This window comes from Actibacterium sp., from assembly GCF_041584535.1.
Lineage (GTDB): Bacteria > Pseudomonadota > Alphaproteobacteria > Rhodobacterales > Rhodobacteraceae > Actibacterium_D.
The window spans coordinates 1-2,795 of sequence record NZ_JBFHDW010000312.1; the positions used below are offsets into that span (position 1 = coordinate 1).

General features: G+C 62.4%; 3 protein-coding genes. All 3 read left to right on the top strand.

Annotated features, from left to right (window positions below; translation table 11 throughout):
• Positions 1-15: 15 nt before the first annotated feature.
• Positions 16-774 carry an electron transfer flavoprotein subunit beta/FixA family protein gene (locus ABYW26_RS12860; RefSeq protein ID WP_372605307.1) on the top strand — a complete coding sequence of 253 codons (759 nt, stop codon included), beginning with the start codon at positions 16-18 and terminating at the stop codon, positions 772-774.
• Positions 774-1,700 carry an electron transfer flavoprotein subunit alpha/FixB family protein gene (locus ABYW26_RS12865; protein ID WP_372605305.1) on the top strand — a complete coding sequence of 309 codons (927 nt, stop codon included), beginning with the start codon at positions 774-776 and terminating at the stop codon, positions 1,698-1,700. Before ABYW26_RS12860 ends, ABYW26_RS12865 begins: the two co-directional genes overlap by 1 nt.
• A 23-nt stretch (positions 1,701-1,723) precedes the next feature.
• The coding region (locus ABYW26_RS12870; RefSeq protein WP_372605306.1) for an acyl-CoA dehydrogenase family protein at positions 1,724-2,795 on the top strand (1,072 nt) is incomplete at its 3' end.

A 2,795-nucleotide genomic window follows, 5' to 3' on the forward strand; every position in this document is an offset into this window, starting at 1 on the left:
AAGGAGACGACGCTTATGAAGGTATTGGTGCCTGTGAAGCGCGTGATTGACTATAACGTTAAGGTTCGTGTGAAGGCGGACGGTAGCGGAGTTGATCTTGCGAATGTGAAGATGTCGATGAACCCGTTTGACGAGATTGCGGTTGAAGAAGCGATCCGTCTGAAGGAATCGGGCGCCGCGAGCGAGGTTGTCGCGGTGTCGATCGGGGTCAAGCAGGCGGCCGAGACGCTGCGGACGGCTTTGGCGATGGGTGCGGACCGGGCGATCCTGATTGTTGCGGCGGATGACGTGCATCAGGACATCGAGCCCTTGGCGGTTGCCAAGCTCTTGAAGGCGGTTGTCGACGAAGAGCAGCCGGGTCTGGTGATTGCCGGCAAGCAGTCGATCGACAATGACATGAACGCCACCGGCCAGATGCTGGCGGCGCTTCTGGGCTGGGGTCAGGCGACCTTTGCCTCGGAGGTCAGGATCGACGGCGGTGCCGCCACGGTGACCCGCGAGGTTGACGGCGGGTTGCAGACGATCAGCGTCACGCTGCCGGCGATCATCACCGCTGATCTGCGGCTGAACGAGCCGCGCTATGCCAGCTTGCCGAACATCATGAAGGCCAAGAAGAAGCCGCTGGATGAGAAGACGCCTGCCGATTACGGCGTCGACATCAGCCCGCGCCTGACCGTGATCAGCACGGTCGAGCCCTCGGCGCGGTCGGCCGGTGAAATTGTCGGCTCGGTGGACGAGCTGGTTGCGAAACTCAAATCGGCGGGGGCTGTGTAATGGCTGTTCTCCTTCTTGCAGAAGTGAATGATGGCGCACTGGCGCTGGATGCGACGGCCAAGGCGGTAACGGCTGCCCGGGCGCTTGGCGATGTGACGGTTCTGTGCGCGGGCGCTTCGGCGGCGGGCGCGGCGGCGGATGCGGCCAGGATCGACGGCGTGGCGAAGGTGCTTGTGGCCGAGGATGCCAGCCTCAGCCACCGTCTGGCCGAACCGACGGCGGATTTGATTGTCGGTCTGGCCGGCGGTTACAGCCACATCGTGGCGCCGGCGACGACCGATGCAAAGAACGTGATGCCGCGGGTTGCGGCGCTGTTGGATGTGATGGTGATCTCGGATGTCTCCGGTGTTGTGGACGGTGATACGTTCGAGCGCCCGGTCTATGCGGGCAACGCAGTTCAGACGGTAAAGTCGAAAGATGAAAAGAAGGTTATCACCTTCCGGACTTCGACGTTTGATGCGGCGGGCACAGGTGGTTCGGCCGCGATCGAGACCGTTTCGGTCGGTGCTGCGGCGGGGCTGTCGTCCTGGGTCGAGGACAAACTGGCGGCCAGCGATCGGCCGGAACTGACCAGCGCCGGGATCGTTGTCTCGGGCGGGCGCGGTGTCGGCTCGGAAGCGGACTTTGCCCTGATCGAGAAACTGGCTGACAAGCTGGGCGCCGCCGTTGGCGCGTCGCGCGCGGCGGTCGACAGCGGCTATGCGCCGAACGACTGGCAGGTCGGCCAGACCGGCAAGGTCGTGGCGCCGGACCTGTATATCGCGGTCGGCATCTCGGGCGCGATCCAGCACCTTGCCGGCATGAAAGACAGCAAGATCATCGTCGCGATCAACAAGGACGAAGAGGCCCCGATCTTCCAGGTCGCCGATTACGGTCTGGTCGCGGATCTGTTCGTGGCGCTGCCTGAGCTGACTGAAAAAATCTGACGACTAGACAGGGATTTAAGATAATGACCTATACCGCTCCGCTTGAGGACATGCTGTTCGTTCTTGAAGATCTCTGTGGTCTTGAAGAGGTATCAAAGCTGCCGGGTCTCGAAGATGCGACCCCCGACATGGTCGCCGCCATTCTGGAAGAGGCCGGCAAGTTCGCCGGTCAGGTTCTGGCGCCGCTGAACGTGGTGGGCGACACCAAGGGCCTGAAATTCGAAGATGGCGCCGTCACCACCCCCGAGGGCTGGTCCGAGGCCTATCAGGGGATCGTCGAGATGGGCTGGAACAGCCCGACCGCCGACCCGGAACATGGCGGCATGGGCCTGCCTGCCGTGGTGAACGCCTGTATTCAGGAGATGTTCAACGGCGCGAATACCGCCTTTCAACTGTGCCCGATGCTGACGCAGGGCGCGATCGAGGCGATCGAGGGCTATGCCTCGGATGAACTTAAAGAGACCTATCTGCCGAAACTGGTGACCGGGGAATGGACCGGCACCATGAACCTGACCGAGCCTCAGGCGGGCTCTGATCTGGCCGCGATCCGCTCGAAAGCGGTTCCCGAGGGCGATCATTACCGTGTCAGCGGGCAGAAGATCTTTATCACTTACGGCGAACACGACATGGTCGAGAACATCATCCATCTCGTGCTGGCGCGCCTCCCCGACGCGCCGGAAGGGGTCAAGGGCATTTCGTTGTTCGTCGTGCCTAAATTCATGGTCAATGCCGATGGTTCGCTGGGCGATCGCAACGATGTTCGTTGCGTGTCGATCGAGCACAAGCTGGGCATCCACGGCAGCCCGACCTGCACGCTGGCCTTTGGCGACACTGGCGGTGCGATCGGTTATCTGGTGGGCGAGGCCAATAAGGGCCTGCAATATATGTTCGCCATGATGAACAGCGCCCGTCTGGGTGTCGGCCTGCAGGGCATCGGCATTGCCGAACACGCGACCCAGCACGCCACCGCCTATGCGATGGAGCGCAAACAGGGGGGCACGCCGCCGGAATCCGGTATCGACACCATCATGGGCCACCCTGACATCCGCCGGATGCTGGGCCTGATGAAATCGCGCACCGAAGCGGCGCGGGTTC